The sequence below is a fragment of the Billgrantia zhangzhouensis genome (assembly GCF_021404465.1).
Lineage (GTDB): Bacteria > Pseudomonadota > Gammaproteobacteria > Pseudomonadales > Halomonadaceae > Halomonas > Halomonas zhangzhouensis.
Genome location: NZ_JABFTT010000006.1, coordinates 158,747 through 174,806, shown reverse-complemented (window position 1 = coordinate 174,806; position 16,060 = coordinate 158,747). Strand labels below are relative to the sequence as shown.

17 protein-coding genes are annotated in these 16,060 nt (G+C 64.5%); 11 read left to right on the top strand and 6 right to left on the bottom strand.

Translation table 11 applies throughout. The annotated features are described in order from the left end of the window. Position 1: 1 nt before the first annotated feature. The 6 genes from HOP51_RS09725 (at position 2) to HOP51_RS09700 (ending at position 4,298) form a co-directional block, all read left to right on the top strand. Positions 2-271, top strand: coding sequence for an EscS/YscS/HrcS family type III secretion system export apparatus protein (locus HOP51_RS09725; RefSeq protein ID WP_159549826.1), 270 nt, complete (start codon positions 2-4; stop codon positions 269-271). A gap of 6 nt (positions 272-277) precedes the next feature. Continuing rightward, entirely contained in the window at positions 278-1,123 is an 846-nt protein-coding gene (gene sctT / locus HOP51_RS09720; protein WP_234273712.1) for a type III secretion system export apparatus subunit SctT, read from the top strand. Continuing rightward, positions 1,120-2,169: an EscU/YscU/HrcU family type III secretion system export apparatus switch protein gene (locus tag HOP51_RS09715; RefSeq protein WP_234273711.1), complete on the top strand. Its 1,050-nt coding sequence runs from the start codon at positions 1,120-1,122 to the stop codon at positions 2,167-2,169. Before sctT ends, HOP51_RS09715 begins: the two co-directional genes overlap by 4 nt. 111 nt (positions 2,170-2,280) lie before the next feature. Next, positions 2,281-2,640, top strand: a complete 360-nt coding sequence (locus HOP51_RS09710; protein ID WP_234273710.1) for a YciI family protein — start codon at positions 2,281-2,283, stop codon at positions 2,638-2,640. 9 nt (positions 2,641-2,649) lie between these two features. Then, on the top strand, positions 2,650-3,897 hold the full coding sequence (locus tag HOP51_RS09705) for an RNA polymerase sigma factor (protein ID WP_234273709.1): 1,248 nt from the start codon (positions 2,650-2,652) through the stop codon (positions 3,895-3,897). Positions 3,898-3,935: 38 nt separating this feature from the next. Continuing rightward, positions 3,936-4,298: a DUF1428 domain-containing protein gene (locus HOP51_RS09700; protein ID WP_234273708.1), complete on the top strand. Its 363-nt coding sequence runs from the start codon at positions 3,936-3,938 to the stop codon at positions 4,296-4,298. Positions 4,299-4,301: 3 nt separating this feature from the next. Here the strand turns inward: HOP51_RS09700 and HOP51_RS09695 are convergent, their stop codons facing one another. Next, positions 4,302-5,579: an MgtC/SapB family protein gene (locus HOP51_RS09695; protein WP_234273707.1), complete on the bottom strand. Its 1,278-nt coding sequence runs from the start codon at positions 5,577-5,579 to the stop codon at positions 4,302-4,304. A gap of 271 nt (positions 5,580-5,850) precedes the next feature. Here HOP51_RS09695 and HOP51_RS09690 point away from each other — a divergent pair, with 271 nt between their 5' ends. The 5 genes from HOP51_RS09690 to HOP51_RS09670 all read left to right on the top strand — a co-directional run bounded on the left by HOP51_RS09690 (position 5,851) and on the right by HOP51_RS09670 (position 10,817). Continuing rightward, the gene (locus HOP51_RS09690; RefSeq protein WP_234273706.1) at positions 5,851-6,783 is read left to right on the top strand and encodes a CysB family HTH-type transcriptional regulator; all 933 of its coding nucleotides are present in this window, start codon (positions 5,851-5,853) and stop codon (positions 6,781-6,783) included. Between the two features lie 102 nt (positions 6,784-6,885). Beyond that, positions 6,886-7,932 carry a sulfate ABC transporter substrate-binding protein gene (locus HOP51_RS09685; RefSeq protein WP_234273705.1) on the top strand — a complete coding sequence of 349 codons (1,047 nt, stop codon included), beginning with the start codon at positions 6,886-6,888 and terminating at the stop codon, positions 7,930-7,932. Beyond that, positions 7,932-8,765, top strand: a complete 834-nt coding sequence (gene cysT, locus HOP51_RS09680) for a sulfate ABC transporter permease subunit CysT (protein WP_234273704.1) — start codon at positions 7,932-7,934, stop codon at positions 8,763-8,765. The genes HOP51_RS09685 and cysT overlap by 1 nt, the downstream gene beginning before the upstream one ends. 52 nt (positions 8,766-8,817) lie before the next feature. Beyond that, on the top strand, positions 8,818-9,699 hold the full coding sequence (cysW, locus tag HOP51_RS09675) for a sulfate ABC transporter permease subunit CysW (protein WP_234273797.1): 882 nt from the start codon (positions 8,818-8,820) through the stop codon (positions 9,697-9,699). Positions 9,700-9,737: 38 nt separating this feature from the next. Continuing rightward, complete coding sequence (locus HOP51_RS09670; protein WP_234273703.1) at positions 9,738-10,817, top strand: sulfate/molybdate ABC transporter ATP-binding protein; 1,080 nt, start codon at positions 9,738-9,740, stop codon at positions 10,815-10,817. Between the two features lie 161 nt (positions 10,818-10,978). Here HOP51_RS09670 and HOP51_RS09665 read toward each other — a convergent pair whose 3' ends face one another. The 5 genes from HOP51_RS09665 to HOP51_RS09645 form a co-directional block, all read right to left on the bottom strand. Continuing rightward, positions 10,979-11,827, bottom strand: coding sequence for a hypothetical protein (locus HOP51_RS09665; RefSeq protein WP_234273702.1), 849 nt, complete (start codon positions 11,825-11,827; stop codon positions 10,979-10,981). 68 nt (positions 11,828-11,895) lie between these two features. Continuing rightward, positions 11,896-12,777 (bottom strand): ABC transporter permease, encoded by an 882-nt coding sequence (locus tag HOP51_RS09660; protein ID WP_234273701.1) that lies wholly within the window; start codon positions 12,775-12,777, stop codon positions 11,896-11,898. Beyond that, positions 12,774-14,024: a threonine synthase gene (locus HOP51_RS09655; protein WP_234273700.1), complete on the bottom strand. Its 1,251-nt coding sequence runs from the start codon at positions 14,022-14,024 to the stop codon at positions 12,774-12,776. The genes HOP51_RS09660 and HOP51_RS09655 overlap by 4 nt, the downstream gene beginning before the upstream one ends. Next, the gene (locus HOP51_RS09650; protein ID WP_234273699.1) at positions 14,021-14,854 is read right to left on the bottom strand and encodes an ABC transporter ATP-binding protein; all 834 of its coding nucleotides are present in this window, start codon (positions 14,852-14,854) and stop codon (positions 14,021-14,023) included. Before HOP51_RS09650 ends, HOP51_RS09655 begins: the two co-directional genes overlap by 4 nt. Further along, positions 14,854-15,864 carry an ABC transporter substrate-binding protein gene (locus HOP51_RS09645; RefSeq protein WP_234273698.1) on the bottom strand — a complete coding sequence of 337 codons (1,011 nt, stop codon included), beginning with the start codon at positions 15,862-15,864 and terminating at the stop codon, positions 14,854-14,856. The genes HOP51_RS09650 and HOP51_RS09645 overlap by 1 nt, the downstream gene beginning before the upstream one ends. Positions 15,865-16,060 lie beyond the last annotated feature (196 nt).

Here is a 16,060-nt window from a genome sequence, read left to right as displayed (position 1 = left end):
CGTGACCGGCGACATCTTCCTCTCGCTGATGAGCAATGCCCTGTGGACCGTATTGCTGCTGTCGGCACCGGCGCTGCTGGCCGCCATCGTGATCGGCTTCGGCATCGGCCTGCTGCAAGCGCTGACCCAGATCCAGGATCAATCGCTGCCCCAGGCGGTGAAGGTCATCGTGATCATGCTGGTGCTGATCGTGGGAGGGCCGCTACTGGTAGGCCAGCTCGTCAACCTGACCGACCAGGTGCTGGACAACTTCGCCGTCTGGTCGCGTTGAGATCCCATGACGTTCGATGACTTCATCCCCTTCCTCACCGAGCTGGTCTATCCGATGCTCATGGCCGCGTCCGTGGGCATGGCCCGGGCCCTGGGCGTGATCGTGGTCAGCCCGGTGTTCAACCGGCTCGGCCTGACCGGCCTCCTCCGTTCCGCCGTGGCCGTGACCATTGCGCTGCCGATGATGCCGTTCATCTTCTCGACCCTGCCTGCCCTGGAAGCCATGTCGACCTTCGGCCTGGCCGCGTTGCTGGTCAAGGAGCTGCTGATCGGCATGGTCATCGGCGTGGTGTTCGGCATCCCCTTCTGGGCGGCGGAAGTGGCCGGGGAGCTGGTCGACCTGCAGCGTGCCTCGACCATGGGGCAACTGCTCGACCCGATGGCCAGCACCGAGTCCGGGGTCACCAGCACGCTGCTGGTGGTAACACTGGTCGCGCTGTTCTTCGTCTCGGGCGGTTTCATGGTCATGCTCGAAGGCTTCTACGCCAGCTACGGCCTGTGGCCGGTGGAGAGCTTCGTACCGGTGCTGGAGACGCGGGCTGCCTTGCTGATGCTGGACATGCTGGATCAGGTGATGCGGGTTGGGGTGCTGATGATCGCGCCGCTGGTGGTGGCCATGCTGCTTGCCGACCTGATGCTTGCCTATCTGGCGCGCATGGCGCCCAGCCTGCATGTGTTCTCGCTGTCGTTGCCGATCAAGAACCTGTTGTTCACCTTCATGATGCTGCTCTACATCGTCTTCCTGATACCGCTGCTGGTAGAGGAGCTCGGGGCACTGGGAGAAGGATACCGGCGTCTCGAAATGCTGCTGGGAGGGCCGCATGGGTCGCCGGGGGGCGCGGAGGAAACATGAGCCAGAAGCCCAGCGAAGAACGATCGCTACCGCCTTCCGAGAAGAAACTGCGCGACGCGCGCAAGAAGGGCCAGGTAAGCAAGAGTTCGGACATGGTGACCGCCATGGTGATGCTGGGAGGTTCGCTCTATCTGGTCATGGCCGCCAATGGCATCGAACAACGGGTGCGCAACCTGTTTAGCACGGTGACGCGCCTCTACCACGAGCCCTTTGACACCTTGTGGCCACGCCTGCTGGCGCTGGGAGTGGAAATCATCGTACGGGCGGTCCTGCCGATCATCGTCATTGCCGTCGTGGCGGCCGTGCTGACCAACCTCCTCATCATGCGTGGGCCGGTATTCTCGGTGGACCCCATCAAGCCGAAGTTCGAACGCATCAATCCCGCCGAAGGGCTCAAACGCATCTTTTCGGTCCGGGGCATGACGGAGTTCGCCAAGGCACTGATCAAGATGGCGGCTCTGGCCACGGCATTCGTGATCGTCTTTCGGCTGGGGCTGCAGGCCCTGATGGATGCACCGCGCTGCGGTTTCGGTTGTCTTGAGGGCGTCTTCATGGCGCTGCTCAAGCCACTGGCCGTTACCGCGCTGATCGCATTTTTCATCGTCGGGCTGATCGACGTGCAGGTGCAGAGCTGGCTGTTTCGCCGCGACCAGCGCATGACGAAGACGGAGCAGAAACGCGAACGCAAGGATCAGGAGGGAGATCCGGAAATCCGGCGTGCCCGCCAGCGCGATCGGCGTGACATGTATGCCCACACCGCGAGAACCGGTCTGGAGAATGCCTCGCTGTTGCTGGGGGAGGCCGGCGGTTGGCTGGTGGGGGTGCGCTACGTCAAGGGCGAGACGCCGGTACCGGTCGTGGTATGCAAGGCATCTCCCGAGCAGTCCTCGGGAATGCTCGGGATGGCGACAGCCAAGGGAGTTCCCTTGGCCAGGCAGCCGGACCTGGCGGCCCGTATCGCCAGGCGGACGCCCAATGGCGGGCCGATTCCCCAGGAAACGTTCCAGGCGGTAGCCGATGAATTGGTGGCAGCCGGGATCATCTAGCTCGGAGCCCGCTATTCGCGAGGTGACGCGATGTCGATTTCGGCGGTGCTCGTACGAAACATGAGTACTGGCCAGTGAGCTAATCTAAGGAATCACCCAGGAGAGACCACCATGCAATACATGTTGATGTGCTGTATCGACGAGGCGCTGTGGAACGGCTTGCCGGATGTCGAACGCGAAGCGGTCCTGGATGACTACCATGCCTTGATCCAGGAGATGGTCACCAGCGGACACTACCGCGGCGGTGCCAGGTTGCAGTCGGTGGCGTCCGCCACCACGCTGCGCGAGCAGAATGGCAAGACGGTGATGCTGGACGGCCCCTTTGCCGAGAGCCGCGAGCAACTGGGTGGCTTCCACGTAGTGGAGTGCCGTGATCTGGACGAAGCCTTGGGGCTGGCCCGGCGCATCCCGCCGCTGCGGGTCGGCGGCTCGGTCGAGGTTAGACCGGTGGACCCTGCCTATCGCCTATGAGGGAGCGACGTGTCGCTTGACGAGCTCTACCGCCGCGAATATGGCCGCGTGCTGGCCAGCCTGATTCGCCGCTTCGGCCACTTCGAACTGGCCGAGGATGCCGTGCAGGCGGCTTTCGAGGCGGCGATGGTGCAGTGGCCGACACAAGGCTGGCCGCCTAACCCGACCTCGTGGCTGATCTCCACCGCGCGCCACAAGGTGGTCGACCAGTTGCGCCACCAGCAGATGCGCGAGCGCAAGGGCGATGAGCTGCGCCAGCACCTGGAGCTGCTGCTCGACAACGACCTCGAGGCCGAGCCTCTCGACAGCCTGCGTCTGATCTTTGCTTGCTGTCACCCGGCCCTGGCCCGGCCCGCCCAGGTGGCGCTGACGCTGCACACCCTGGGCGGGCTGCGCACCGAGGAGATCGCCCGTGCCTTCATGGTGCCGGTGCCGACCCTGGCTCAGCGCCTGGTGCGGGCCAAGGCCAAGATTCGCGATGCAGGAATCCCGTTCGAGGTGCCCGATGACACGGCCTTGGGCGAGCGCCTGGAAGCGGTGCTGGCGGTGATCTACCTGATCTTCAACGAGGGCTACGCGGCCAGCTTCGGCGATGACTGGGTACGCACCGACCTTTGCCGTGAGGCGATTCGCCTGGGGCGGATGCTGGTACGGCTGCTGCCGGCCGAGCGCGAAGCGCGAGGCCTGCTGGCGCTGATGCAGCTGCACCACGCCCGGCGCGATACACGTACCGACGAGGCTGGCGACATCGTGCTGTTGGAAGAACAGGATCGTACGCGCTGGCATGTCGACGAGATCGAGGAGGGGGGCGCTCACGTCGAGATAGCGCTGCGTGGCGGTATGCCCGGAGGGTATACGGTGCAGGCCGCGATTGCCTCGTTGCACGTTCGGGCGTCGAGCCCGGAAGAGACCGACTGGCGCCGCATCGCCGCGCTCTACAGCCTGCTGTACGCCATTCTGCCCACGCCGGTGGTAGCGCTCAACCGGGCCGTGGCGGTGGCCATGGCCGATGGGCTAGAAACGGGCCTCGAGCTGCTCGACAAGATCCATCTGCCTGGCTATCACCTGTTGCCCGCCACTCGCGCCGATCTGCTGCGCCGGTTGGAGCGACACGCAGAGGCGGCCGCGCATTATCGTCAGGCGCTGGCGCTGGTGACCCAGGGGGCCGAGCGGCGTTTTCTGAAACGTCGCCTGAAGGAAGTGACGGCACGGCGGCACGATGTCGATTTTGCCGCTGCCGGTTCGAAGGAGACATGAGCCCTTTGGCTCAGCCCCAACTCACAGGAGACAAGACCATGAGCTATATCGATGGATTCGTGCTGCCGGTTCCCGAAGGCAATATGGATGTCTATCTGGAAATGGCCCGGAAGGCCGGGGAAGTCTGGCACGATCACGGCGCGCTGGAGTACGTGGAATGCGTGGCCGATGACGTCAAGCCGGGAGAGCATACCTCTTTCCCCCAGAGCGTCAAGCTCGAGCCGGGGGAAACGGTGATCTTCGCCTGGATCCGCTACGCCTCGCGGGAGGAGCGCGACCGCATCAACGCCAAAGTGATGGAAGATCCGCGCATGGCGGACATGATGGACCCGGCCAATCACCCGTTCGACGGCAAGCGCATGATTTGGGGTGGTTTTCGTGAGGTGCTGAGACTTCCCTAGATCCTAGGCCAGCCACGCTACGCCGAGACCCACGACTGCCGACGCCAGCATGGGGCCGACGATACTGCGGGTGAGGCGGCCGGTGCCCGCGGCCAGGGTCAGTACCACCTTGAACAGGTTGTTCATCGAGGCCGCCAGCACGATGCCCAGCACGGCGGTGGAGAGTTCGATGGTGGTCGTGGCCATGCGGCTCAGCGACAGGGCAACCGCATGTACGTCGGCCATGCCCGAGACGGCGGCCAATAGGTAGACCCCGGCATCGCCGAGCCAGGCTCGCAGCCACTCGCCCAGCACCATGACCACCGCCAGCAGGGCGCCGAGCAGTAGTGCAGCGCGCAGTTCCAGGGGGTTCTGGGTCATCGGACGGTCGGCCCGGAGAGTACGGCGATGTCGACGCCATAGCCACAGTGCCGGCAGGTAGAGCGTCACGCCCATGGCCGCAACCGGCGCCGCCAGGCGCGGCAACAGCGCGGGGCCGAGCAGGGCGGCATACAGCAGCAGGCGCGGCAACATGGTGCCGCAGGCCAGCAGAATACCGGCGGCGAGCATCGGCGCCAACTGCGGTTCGCGACGCGCCTGTCGGGCGTACTGCAGGGTCAGCGCGGTGGAGGAGGTGAGACCGGCGAACAGTCCGGTGAACAGAATGCCCTTCTCGGTGCCGCCCAGGCGTACGGCAAAGTAGCCGACGAATGAGATCGAGGCGATCAGTACCACCAGCCACCATATCTCGTAGGGGTTGAGCACGCCGCCGGGGCCCATATCCTCGTTGGGCAGCAGTGGCAGCATCACCACGCTGATCAACAGCAGCTTGAGGCCGGCATCGAGTTCATTGGCCTGTAGCTTGTTGAGTAGGCCGTGTATCTCGCGTTTGTTGTCGAGAATCAACGCCGTGATCACGGCGCAGGCCGTGGCCAGGGCGATATCCACAGCCACGGCCAGGGCACCGAAGCAGAACGTCAGCAACAGCCCAATCAGGCCGGTGATACTGTAATCGCCGCTTTGCTCCATACGGGCGCGATAGCCGACCAGCGCGATGATCGCCACGGCGACGAAGATCAACGGGAAGGCCCAGCGCGTGAAGGCATCCGCCAGCAGGGCCGAAACACCGCCGAACAGTCCCACCAGCGCATGGGTACGCACCCCGGCCACCCGCTCGCCCCACTCCCGCTCGCGGGCGACCCAGCCGCGCTCGATACCGATCAGGGCGCCCAGCAGCAGCGCTACGGCAAGGCGTATGAGTACGGTGTTGTCGGCGAGAAAATCGCTGGCAAGGTCATCCATGCCATTTCCTTGTTCCTGGAAAGCAGTCTTCCTAGCGTGGAAGGCGCTGCGATTTCCTTCAACTGGTGCGACCGTCTCGAGTGTCGGGGGGCGCTGGGGCAACTCGCCCGGCCTTCACCTATTTCGTGCGTGCTGAATGCGATTCGCTGCAGGGCGACGGCATCCCAGCCTATCCCCATTCGCTGATATCCATATCGCGTAAAATCACTTAGGGGAATAAAAAAATGAATTTATATTCCTGAATAATATTTTCAGCTGCGGTAAAGGGGCCATGAACTTTCAACAATTGCGTATCGTTCGCGAAACGGTGCGCCGAGGCTTCAATCTCACGGAAGCCTCCAATGCGCTCTACACCTCTCAATCCGGTGCCAGCAAGCATATCCGCGACCTGGAAGAGGAGCTCGGCGTCGAACTCTTCGAGCGTCGCGGCAAGCGCATCCTTGGGCTGACCCAAGGAGGAGCCGCCCTGGTAGAAATCATTGAGCGCATCCTGCTGGATGCCGAGAATCTCAAGCGCTCGGCTCACCAGCTCACCCATGAGGACCAGGGTAGCCTGGCCATCGCCACGACCCATACCCAGGCCCGTTATGCATTGCCGCCGATCGTTGCCCGCTTCAAGCAGGTCTTTCCCAAGGTGCATCTCGAACTGCACCAATGCGGGCCCGATGAGATCGTCTCACTGCTCAAGGCCGGCAAGGTGGACATAGGGATCGCCACCGAGGCACTCCATGAGGAGGGGCAGTTGTTCGCCTGCTTCCCCTTCTATCATTGGTATCACGGCGTGATCGTGCCCCAGGGGCACCCCCTGGACGACGGTAAGCCATTGACTCTCGAGCGTATCGCCGAGCATCCCATCGTGACTTACCATGAGGGCTTCACCGGACGGGCGCGCATCGACCGGGCCTTCTGCGCGGCCGAGGTGGTGCCCGACATCGTGCTCACGGCACTGGATGCCGACGTGATCAAGACTTACGTGGAGCTTGGGCTCGGTGTCGGGCTGATCGCCTCGATGGCTTATCACGAGGAGCGCGACCGGGGCCTGACCCTGCTCGATGCCAGCGACCTACTGCCGCGCAACACCACCTACCTGGCCTTGCGTCGCGGCCATTTCCTGCGCACCTATGCCTATCGCTTCCTGCAACTGTGCCGGGAAGACCTGGATGAATTGACCGTGCAGCAGGTGTTGGCCGGCAAGGCGGAATAAGCACAAATTACGATAAGTAATCCAGTTTTTATTCGTTAATGGGATATGTGAGCGGCGTTAGTCTGAGGCACATCACCACATCAATGCTTCAGGAGTAACGTCATGATCCACCAGGCGAATCGCCCGCAACGCCGCCTTCTCCCTTTGACCGCTGCCGTGCTGCTGGGCGGCGCCCTGCTCACCGCCGCCGTGCCCCAGACCGTGGCGCAGGAGAGGGTGGAGATCCTCAACGTCTCCTACGATCCCACCCGCGAGTTCTACCGCGAATACAACGCGCTGTTCGCCGAGCACTGGCTGGAGGAAGCGGACCAGCAGGTCAACGTGCGCCAGTCCCACGGCGGCTCCGGTTCCCAGGGCCGGGCAGTGCTGGATGGGCTGGATGCCGATGTGGTGACCCTGGCGCTAGGCTACGACGTGGACGCCCTGCGCCAGCGCGAGCTGATTCCGGACGACTGGCAGAGCCGCCTGCCCAACAATAGCTCGCCCTACACCTCCACCATCGTGATCGTGGTGCGCGAGGGCAATCCGAAGAACATCCAGGACTGGGACGATCTGGTGCGCGACGACGTGGAAGTGATCACCCCCAACCCCAAGACCTCCGGCGGCGCGCGCTGGAACTACCTGGCGCTGTGGGGGTACGGCCTGGACAAGTTCGACGGCGACGAGGAGCGCACGTTTGAGTTCGTGCGCCAGGTCTACGACAACGTGCCGGTGCTCGACCCGGCGGCCCGCGGCGCCACCAACACCTTCGTGCAGCGGCGCCTAGGCGACGCCTTCATCGCCTGGGAAAACGAGGCGATCCTCTCGGTGGAGGAGCTGGGCCGCGGCGAATACGAGATCATCGTGCCTTCATTGAGCATCCTCGCCGAGCCGCCGGTCACCGTGGTGGACGCCAACGTGGAGCGCAAAGGCACCCGCGAGGTCGCCGAAGCGTACCTGGAGTTCCTCTATACCGACGAGGCGCAACACCTCGCCGCCAAACACTTCTATCGTCCGAGCGACCCGACGATCCTCGCCGAGTACACCGACCTGTTCCCGGAACTCGATCTGTTCACCGTGGATGAGGTGTTCGAGAGCTGGCAGAACGCCCAGGAGACGCACTTCAACGACGGCGGCGTGTTCGATCGCATCCTGGAAGAGATCAACTGATGGCTGGCGTCGCCGCATCCCGAGGCCGGGTGATCCCCGGCTTCGGCCTGACCATGGGCTTTACGCTGCTCTACCTGGGGCTGGTGTTCCTGGTGCCGGTGGGCGCCTTCCTGCTCTACACCACGACCTTGAGCTGGGAAACCTTCTGGAACGCCGTGACCCACCGCCAGGTCATCGCCTCCTACAAGCTCTCCTTCGGCAGCTCGCTGATCGCCGCAACGATCAACCTGGTGTTCGGCGCCCTGGTGGCCTGGGTGCTGGTGCGCTACCGCTTTCCCGGCAAGAAGCTGGTCGACGCTCTGGTAGACCTGCCCTTCGCCCTGCCCACGGCGGTGGCCGGCATCGCCCTGGTAACGCTCTACGCCAGCACCGGCTGGGTGGGACAGTACCTCGACGTCTTCGGTATCCGCGTCGCTTACACCCAGCTCGGCGTGATCGTGGCGCTGACCTATATCGGCCTGCCCTTCGTGGTGCGCACCGTGCAGCCGGTGCTGGAGGATCTCGACGCCGAGTGGGAGGAAGCCTCCGCCAGCCTCGGCGCCGGCCGCCTCACCACCCTGCGCCGGGTGATTCTGCCGGCGCTGCTGCCGGCACTGCTCACCGGCTATGCGCTGGCCTTCGCCCGCGCGCTGGGCGAATACGGCTCGGTGGTATTCATCTCGGGCAATCTGCCGTTCCGCACCGAGATCACCCCGCTGCTGATCGTCGCCCGGGCCGAACAGTACGACTACCAGGGCGCCGCCGCCATCGGCACGGTGATGCTGGTCGCCGCCTTCCTGATGCTGCTGGTGATCAATGGTCTGCAGTGGTGGACCTCCCGCCGCTACGGTTAACGAGGAGTGATACGTGAGTGACAAACTGGCCAAACGCGTTGGCCTGAGCAGCGTGACGGTGGCACAGGCCCACCCGCGCCAAGGTCCAGCACCGCTGTGGCGCCGCGCCACCGAGGAACCCGCCTGGGTGCGCGTCGCGCTGATCGGCACGGCGCTGACCTTCCTCGCGCTGTTTCTCATGCTGCCGCTGGCGGTGGTGCTCTACAGCGCCTTCGAGCGCGGCCTCGGGGTCTGGTACTCGGCGATTACCGAGCCGGACGCCCTGGCCGCCATTCGCCTCACCCTGCTGGTGGTGGCGATCGTGGTGCCGCTCAACACTCTGTTCGGCATCGCCGCCGCCTGGGCCATCGCCAAGTTCGAGTTTCGCGGCAAGCCGATCCTGATCTCGCTGATTGACATGCCCTTCGCCATCTCGCCGGTGGTGGTGGGGCTGATCTTCGTGATCCTGTTCGGTTCCCAGGGCTGGTTGGGGCCGTGGCTCTCGGCCTACGACCTGCGCATCATCTTCGCCGTGCCCGGCATTGTCATCGTCATTGCCTTCGGTACCCTGCCGTTCATCGCCCGGGAACTGATCCCGCTGATGCAGCAGCAGGGCAAGGAGGAGGAGGAAGCCTCGCTGACCCTGGGCGCGAGCGGCTGGAAAACCTTCTGGCATGTCACCCTGCCTAATATCAAGTGGGGGCTGATCTACGGGATCATCCTGTGCAACGCCCGCGCCATGGGCGAGTTCGGCGCCGTGGCGGTGGTTTCCGGGCGCATCCGCGGCGAGACCAACACCATGCCGCTGCATATCGAGGTGCTCTACAACGAGTACATGTTCACCGCCGCCTTCGCCGTCTCCTCGCTGCTGACCGGGCTCGCCCTGGTGACCATCGCCATCAAGAGCGTGGTCGAGTGGCAGGAAGAGAGGCGCCAGAAACTGGCGGAAGCCTGACATCCCGCTAGCCCCCCCCGCCCTGGAGAACGTATCAAATGAGCATCGAGATCGATCACGTCAACAAGCATTTCCGCGACTTCATCGCCGTGGACAACGTCAGCCTCACCTTCCGCGAAGGCGAGCTGACCGCCCTGCTAGGCCCCTCCGGCTCGGGCAAGACCACTCTGCTGCGTATCATCGCCGGGCTGGAGCAACCCGACACCGGGCGCATCCGCTTCCACGGCGAGGACACCACCGAGTTGCATGTCAGCCAGCGCGGCGTCGGCTTCGTGTTTCAACACTACGCGCTGTTCAAGCACATGACGGTGTTCCAGAACGTCGCCTACGGCCTGACCGTGCGCCCGCGCCGCACCCGGCCCGGCAAGGCCGAGATCCGCGATAAGGTGATGCGCCTGCTGGAGCTGGTGCAGCTCGACTGGACCGCCCACCGCTATCCGCACCAACTCTCCGGCGGCCAACGCCAGCGTATCGCCCTGGCCCGCGCCCTGGCGGTGGAACCCAAGGTGCTGCTGCTCGACGAGCCCTTCGGGGCGTTGGACGCCAAAGTACGCGCCGAGCTGCGCCGCTGGCTTCGCCGGCTGCACGACGAGATCCACGTCACCAGCGTGTTCGTCACCCATGACCAGGAAGAGGCACTGGAGGTCTCCGACCGGGTGGTGGTGATGAACAAGGGCAAGGTAGAGCAGGACGGCTCGCCTGAGGAGGTCTACGACAACCCCGCCAACCCCTTCGTCTACCAGTTCCTGGGCAACGTCAACCGCTTCCGCGCCGGTATCCACGCCGGCGAGGCACGTATCGGCGATATCCGGCTCCCCGCACCGGAGTTCCACGACCGTCGCAACGAGAGCGGACTCGCCTATGTGCGCCCGCATGAGATCGAGGTCTACGCCGAGGCGGTCGCCAGCGACACCCTGCCCGCCAGGATCGAGTTGATCTCGGTAGTCGGCCCCACCGTGCGCCTGGAGTTGCGCACCGACGCTGCCGACGACCTAGTACACGCCGAGCTGCCCAAGCACCGCTTCCACGCCCTCGGCCTGACCCAGGGCAACGACGCCTGGATTCGCCCGGTACAGAGCCGGGTCTTCCTGCCCGACTCGCAAGTGAGCAATGGATAAGCGCAATGGATAAGCAAGGGCGCCGTCGCAGCGTTGTCTATGCCCTTTGGCATGGATGCCTGCGCTGGTGGCGAGCGCCTGGTGGGAGCCAGTGCGGCGGCAAGCCGTGGTTCGGCCCGCCGGATATTCGCGATTGGGTCGATGGACCCTGAAACTGAGCGTCAGGCGTGTTGGTTAACAGCCCCCGCCCCCCCTCCTAGCATCTCGCCCACTAGGTTGCCGCTGACCAGGGTCGGTTCCAGAGGCGTCACGATACCGAGATCTCCTGGGTTGTCGACCATCGGCCACCAAACCGTCAAGCCCGCTGTACGCGCCTCGCGATTCCACTGCGTGAGCCTTGCCCAGTGCTGGCGCCCCTGGCGGGCCAGGCTCATGGCATGGGGTTCGGGCGTGACCCACTCAACACCAGCGTCCAATAGCTGGCGCCAGGCCGAGGGCTCGGTATCCAGCGGTACTCTATGAGCCAGCAGGTGGTAGCCATGTGCGTGAAAGCTTCGGCTTGCATCATGCGCGTGAGCGTCCGTCAACAACCGTAGTGCGCTCAGGCGCAGCACGACCTGGCGTGGGTATAACCCCAGGCGAGCCAACAGCGCCTCGAAGACCGTCCCATGGGAGGCTTCCACGGCTTGGAGATGGCGCCAATGAACGTCGACGATCAGCGGGGCGGCATCGACCCCATGGCGCGAGAGGTGGTGCAAGGCATGTAATACGCGCAGGAAACGGTCCAGAAAGATCACATCCTCCCTATCCCAGCTCAGGAAATAGAGCGGGTCGGTCGTCTGTTGGGCACTATGGTGGTCAAGCAGTTGGATATGGCTGTCGTGGGCCACCGCCGAGAGACCGGCAAGCTCGAAGATAGGCTGCTGGCCTGGCTGTACGCGCTTGCCCGCCAGTTCGGCAGACACCCTGCCGTTCTCATAGAGAAAGCGGGCATGTCGACGCAGGCTGGCTTGGGGGTTGAAGGCCTCTAGATGGGCATTGAAGTAATCGATCACTTGGGTGAGGGGCATGTCGGCTCTCCTTGTCAGATGACGATCAGGGTGGGCGTGCCGCGGTCAGAAAAGAGCGCGCCCGCCGCTCAGTGCACCATGCCCCAGCGCTTGACGGTGATGCGTTCCAGGCTATTGAAGATAAGGTTCTCCACCAGCAGGCCGATCAGGATCACTACCACCAGCCCGGCAAAGACGTTGTCGGTATAGAGCTCGTTACGGTTCTGGAAGATGTACCAGCCGAGCCCGCCTTTCCCAGAGGAGGCGCCGAACACCAGCTCGGCGGCGATCAGGGTGCGCCAGGCGAAGGCCCAGCCGATGCGTAGCCCGGCCAGCAGGGCCGGCAGCGCGGCGGGGATCAGGATATACGCCACATAGCGCAGCCCGCGCAGCCCATAGTTGCGGCCGGCCATGCGCAGCGTCTCGGAGACACCCTGAAAGCCCTGGTGGATATTGACCGCCATCGGCCACAGCACCGAGTGCACCAGCACGAAAACCAGGCTGGCCTCGCCAAGGCCGAACCACAGCAGCGCCAGGGGCAGCAAAGCGATGGCCGGCAGTGGACTGAACATGGATGTCAGACTGCTGAGCAGGTCGCGCCCCAGGCGGGTGGAGACCGCCAGCGTGGTGAGTGCAAGGGCCAGCACGGCGCCCAGGGCGTAGCCCTTGAGCAGCACCGAGAGCGACACCGCACTGCGTTGGATCAAGGTGCCGGAGACCAGCCCCTGCCAGAGAGCCGTTGCGGTATCGCTGGCACCGGGAAGCAGCAGAGGGTTGGCCTGATAGCGGGCGGCCAGCTCCCACAGGAGCACGAGTGCCAGCAGGATCATCCCTTTGCGCACGGCGCTCAGATCCCAGAGGCGTTGCCAGAGGGGGCGAGCCACCGCCAGCTCGCCGGGCTCGACAGGGGGCAGGTCGTGTATTCGGTCGGGCCGGTTGTCGCGACCGAGGCTCAGGGTATGTAGGCTCATGACGGCCTCCTCGTCGTAGACTCGGGGATGGGAAGCGCCTCATCGGCGGCCAGTCGTGGCACCCCGAGGTCGCGGTCATCCGGATACTTGATGCCGGCGCCGGTGTTGAGGGCGACGACCCTCGCATCGGCGGGAATCTCCCCCAGGGTGCTCAACTCCCGAGCGGCGGCCAGTACGGCAGCCCCCTCAGGGCAGACGAAGGTGCCCTCGAGCTGTGCGGCGCGACGCTGCTCCCAGTCGATGGCGGCTTCGCTGACGGCGATGGCCCGACCGTCGGTCGCGTAGAGGGCTTCCAGCACCAGGAAGTCGCCCAGCGCCTTGGGTACATTGATGCCGAAGGCCCGCGTTCTGCTCTGATCCCAGAAGCGCGACTCGCGAGCGCCCTCCTGCCAGGCACGCACGATGGGTGCGTAACCCTTTGCCTGGACGGCGACCAGTCGTGGCAAGGGCCCCTTCACCCAGCCGATGGCCTGGAGCTCCTGCAGCGCCTTGTAGATGCCGATCAGGCCTACGCCGCCCCCGGTGGGGTAGAGAATCACATCGGGCAGCTGCCAGCCGAGCTGCTCGGCCAGCTCCAGTCCCATGGTCTTCTTGCCTTCGATGCGATAGGGCTCCTTGAGTGTGGAGGCATCGAAGACGCCGGTGGCTGCGACGAAGCCTGCCACCTGACGACCGGCATCGCTGATCAGGCCATCGACCAGCGACAGGTGGGCGCCAGCCAAGGAACACTCTTGCCGCGTAATGTATGGAGCATCCTCGGGCATGGCGATGGTGGCCTGGATGCCCGCACGGGCGGCATAGAGGGCCCAGGCGGCCCCGGCATTGCCGTTGGTGGGCATGGCCAGATGAGTGACGCCCAACTCCCGTGCGCGGGAGATGCCGACCGCCGCGCCACGGGCCTTGAAAGAGCCGGTAGGGAGCAACCCTTCGTCCTTCATGACAAGCCTCGGTAGCCGCATGTCGTCGCCCAGTCGAGGCAGCTCGACCAGCGGGGTCACCACCTCGCCCAGGCTGACGATCGCCTCGGGCTGGGCCAGCGGCAGCAGCTCGTGATAGCGCCACAGGCTCCAGGGGCGCTCGGCTAGCTGCTCAGGCCGCCAGGTCGCCGCCAGGCGCGTCAGGTCGTAGCGCACCAGCAGCGGTGAGCCGCAGGCGCAGAGCTGTCGCAGGCTGTCCAGCGCGTAGTCAGCCTCGCAGCGTGGGCAGGCCAGGTGGCTGGCATAGCGATAGGGACGGGATTCGCTCATGACGGCCTCTCGTGCTCGAACAACAGCCGGTGAATCTGCTGGGTGCGCGCCTTAGTGGCGGCGCTGCCGAGGCTCGTCAGGTTATCCATTTCGCAGCCCAACTCGGCGCGGACGCGTCCGGGGTGAGGTGAGAGCAGCAGCATCCGGTTGCCGATGATCTGCGCCTCCTCGATGGAGTGGGTGACGAACAGCAGGGTGAAACGGACTTCCTCCCATAGGGCCAGCAGCTCTTCCTGCATCTTGCGTCGGGTCAGCGCATCCAGCGCGGCGAAGGGCTCGTCCATCAGCAGGATACGCGGCTGCATGGCCAGCGCCCGGGCGATGGCGACCCGCTGCTTCATGCCGCCGGAGAGAGTGTGGGGATAAGCATCGGCGAAGGCGGCGAGCCCCACCTTTTCAAGCGTTGCCAGGGCTCTTTGTTCCGCTTCGCGGCGCCCCAGGGTGCGCGAGGCCAGCAGGGGGAACATCACGTTCTGCTTGACCGTCTTCCAGGGCGGCAACTGGTCGAACTCCTGGAATACCACCACTCGGTCGGGCCCCGCTCCGGCGACCCGCTGGCCATCGAGCCGGATCTCTCCCTCTACCGGTGAGAGAAAACCGGCCACTGCCTTGAGCAGGGTCGATTTGCCACATCCCGAGGGACCCAGCAACACGTAGCGGTCTCCTTCCTGCACATCGAAGCTGACCCGCTGGGTGGCCTTCACCACCTGGCGGGGCGTGCGGTACTCCAGGGTGACGCCATCCACCGCCAGGCGCGGCGTGCCGGTGTGTGGGTGCGGTGTGGTGCTGGCTTGCCGCCTGGCCAGGGAAGTTGCCGTAGCTGCCGTCATCAGCTTCCCTCCCAGGCATGAGCCTCGTCGAAGAAGTACTCTTGCCAGCTTTGCGGCAAGTGGCCAATCGCCTCTACCTGGTGCAGAAACTCCGCCAGGGGATAGGTGTTGCGCGGCACCAGCGAGAAGCTCACCTGTTCGTCGGTGATCAGGGACGTTAGAAAGCCATTGTCCAACTGGCTACCGGTGACGCGGCGGTAAGTCTCTGCGGCGCTGGCCGGGTCTTGCTCAATGTAGTCTCGGGCCTCGGCCAGGGCCTCGAGAAAGACGGCATATACCTCTGGGTTCTGCTCGCGGTAGCGTTCGGTGGCATAAAGCAAGGTGGGGGAGATAGGGCCGCCGAAGATCTCGTAGGAGTCGGTCACCTTGTGGATGCCTTCTTGCTCCAGCGCCTGGTACTGGAAGGGAATGGCCGAGAAGTGAGCGCTGATCTCGGTGCCGTTGGAGAGCAGGGCGGCAGTGGCATCCGGGTGCGGCAGTGCGACGGTATTGACTTCCAACTGATCGTAGGATTCGAGGCCGAAGGTGTCGGCCACCGCCTTCTGCAGGAAGCGCGACTGCACCGACACCCCGACGGCGGGTACGGCGATGCGGTGTTCCGGGCCGAAGTCCTCGAGCGAGGACACCGCGGGATCGTTGGTCAGCAGAAAGTTGGGAAATTCGCCCAGAGAGGCCACGCCCTTGACGTTGGCACTTCCTCGGGTGCGATCCCATACCGTGAGCAGCGGGCCCACGCCGGCACTGGCAATATCGATCGCGCCTGAGAGCAGTGCGTCGTTGACCGCCGCGCCGCCGGAGAGCTGGCGCCACTCCACCTCGATATCGAGGCCCCGCTCGGCCCCGAGCATCTCGATCAGTGCCTGGTCGCGGACTACGTGCAGCAGCAGGTAGGTAATGCCGAACTGCTCGGCGATGCGAATGCGCTCGTTGGCTTCTACGGGCTGTCCGCCGACGGTAGTGGCCAAGGCCAACAGGGCGATTCCGGTGACACGAGAGTGCTGTATTGGCATGGATGGCTCCCAGTTCCAGGATGAGTCAAGGAACTGTCACCTTGCCGACGTTGGAAAGTGCTCGCCAATGAGTTGTCCTGCTGTGCAAATCACTTAACCAGCGAAATATTTTTCAGCTCTTGTCGAATCTGCTTATCGTGATGTGTTAAGCGGGAATTGCCATTGGGAAGCTGCCATGGCCACTGCTTGTATAGGG

Coding starts and splice junctions, on each gene's coding strand:
- sctT (WP_234273712.1), top strand. CDS start 278: ATGACGTTCGATGACTTCATCCCCTTCCTCACCGAGCTGGTCTATCCG.
- HOP51_RS09715 (WP_234273711.1), top strand. CDS start 1,120: ATGAGCCAGAAGCCCAGCGAAGAACGATCGCTACCGCCTTCCGAGAAG.
- HOP51_RS09710 (WP_234273710.1), top strand. CDS start 2,281: ATGCAATACATGTTGATGTGCTGTATCGACGAGGCGCTGTGGAACGGC.
- HOP51_RS09700 (WP_234273708.1), top strand. CDS start 3,936: ATGAGCTATATCGATGGATTCGTGCTGCCGGTTCCCGAAGGCAATATG.
- HOP51_RS09695 (WP_234273707.1), bottom strand. CDS start 5,579: ATGGATGACCTTGCCAGCGATTTTCTCGCCGACAACACCGTACTCATA.
- HOP51_RS09690 (WP_234273706.1), top strand. CDS start 5,851: ATGAACTTTCAACAATTGCGTATCGTTCGCGAAACGGTGCGCCGAGGC.
- HOP51_RS09685 (WP_234273705.1), top strand. CDS start 6,886: ATGATCCACCAGGCGAATCGCCCGCAACGCCGCCTTCTCCCTTTGACC.
- cysT (WP_234273704.1), top strand. CDS start 7,932: ATGGCTGGCGTCGCCGCATCCCGAGGCCGGGTGATCCCCGGCTTCGGC.
- HOP51_RS09670 (WP_234273703.1), top strand. CDS start 9,738: ATGAGCATCGAGATCGATCACGTCAACAAGCATTTCCGCGACTTCATC.
- HOP51_RS09665 (WP_234273702.1), bottom strand. CDS start 11,827: ATGCCCCTCACCCAAGTGATCGATTACTTCAATGCCCATCTAGAGGCC.
- HOP51_RS09660 (WP_234273701.1), bottom strand. CDS start 12,777: ATGAGCCTACATACCCTGAGCCTCGGTCGCGACAACCGGCCCGACCGA.
- HOP51_RS09655 (WP_234273700.1), bottom strand. CDS start 14,024: ATGAGCGAATCCCGTCCCTATCGCTATGCCAGCCACCTGGCCTGCCCA.
- HOP51_RS09650 (WP_234273699.1), bottom strand. CDS start 14,854: ATGACGGCAGCTACGGCAACTTCCCTGGCCAGGCGGCAAGCCAGCACC.
- HOP51_RS09645 (WP_234273698.1), bottom strand. CDS start 15,864: ATGCCAATACAGCACTCTCGTGTCACCGGAATCGCCCTGTTGGCCTTG.